At 42.9% G+C, this 1,467-nt stretch carries 1 protein-coding gene; it reads right to left on the bottom strand.

Going from position 1 to position 1,467, the window contains the following annotated elements; genetic code table 11:
* Nucleotides 1-1,467 (bottom strand): methyl-accepting chemotaxis protein (locus ACRC27_RS01785; RefSeq protein WP_438639042.1); only part of this gene is annotated, 1,467 nt, incomplete at both ends.

Genomic DNA, 1,467 nt, shown 5'->3' with positions numbered 1-1,467 from the left:
TATTATCCTGCACTAAACGATCACTTTGTGTCACCGTCTGTTCCAGCATTAAAACCTGATCGAGCGTGTGGTTAACACTGCGGGCGATCTCCTTTACCGAATGCTCCATTTCAGCCATTGCGGTAGCCACACTGGTGGTCTGTTCACGTTGTGACTCTACGGCACTTTGTGCGGTGGTGGTGTTTGTCTGATTAAGTAAGGTGACGTGTGATAATTGTGTAGAGGCATGGCCGATTTGCTCCAGAATATCGTGTAATCGAGCCGCCATTGTATTGATATGATTAGCGATTAAACCAAACTCATTGTTGGATTTCGTATTGATCCGGCTGGTCATATTACCTGATTCAATATCACGCAATGTTTGTAAAATAGCGTGGACTGGTTTACGAACCGAACGGGCCAAAAACCAGCCGGTCAGGGCTGCTAGTAGGGCGACAATAGTGGAAACCGTAACGGAGAACCAAAAACCACGGGTATAGTTGCTGTTTGCTTGCGCGGCTAACTCAGTAACATGATCTGTTGATTGCTGGCGTAATGTGTTTAGCAATACCAAGGCATTATTCATTAGAGTTGCTAATGTTGCGATATCTTGATCAACGGCCAGTTCACTGCGGGTAAAATCATCATGTTGCTGCAAAACGCCGTCTTTGCGCCCAGCATCTGTTAAAAAGCCCTGAAACAGAGTGCCATAGCGTTCGCTGAGGATTGGCTCTTGTGCAGCTAGCGCTTTGAAAGAGTAATCGAGCCGTACAACATTCATTTTATTTTTTTTGATAGCGGCCTCAATGCTAGCAATATCCTTTGTGGTTAACGCTTCTGATGTTGTGTTATCCACTTCACGTAAACTGTTGAAAAAAGAGTCACTCGTCAGTTTTAGTACATCATTATTGCCATTATCAATCAGCGCTTTTAATCCATATTGCAGTTCGAGTTTTTTATTTTGAAAAGTATGCACAGCCTGATTTAAATTCAGGCGGCCTTTGAGTATTTGCTCGTAACGGCTAAATGTGGCTTTTGCCAGTGTAAAATAACGTTGTTCGATACCACTGAGTGCTGTTAGCTGTGCAGAATCTATAGTTTGTATGTCTGCTGTCTGTACGTCAGCCTCGGTTGAATTTTCTGCCGGAGAAGACAACTCTGCATGTGTTAACTGAGTAAGTTGCTCAATATTCTGGCGATATTGCTGTTGGCCAAGATCAAACTCTTGTTGATAACGGGTAATCAGTGCCGGGTTTTGATTAGCAATAAATGATGTTAGGGCTTTATCGGTTGTCAGTAAGCTCAGTGTCAGCTCTGATGACGTATTAGAGACAGGCATTGCATCATCTATCACTGAATCTAAGCTGTTTTTTAAGCGGCCGGAAACATCAAGCGAAAATAAACTTGCGGCAATAAATGCACCTACCACAACAGCAAAACTGATTGTCATATGGCGTACAACAGAAGCGTTATTTTTTTTATCCATAA

The organism is Plesiomonas sp. (genome assembly GCF_051650925.1).
GTDB lineage: Bacteria > Pseudomonadota > Gammaproteobacteria > Enterobacterales > CAMTGL01 > Plesiomonas.
Note: the sequence above shows the minus strand (reverse complement) of the source record. Positions and strands in the feature narration are given on the sequence as shown.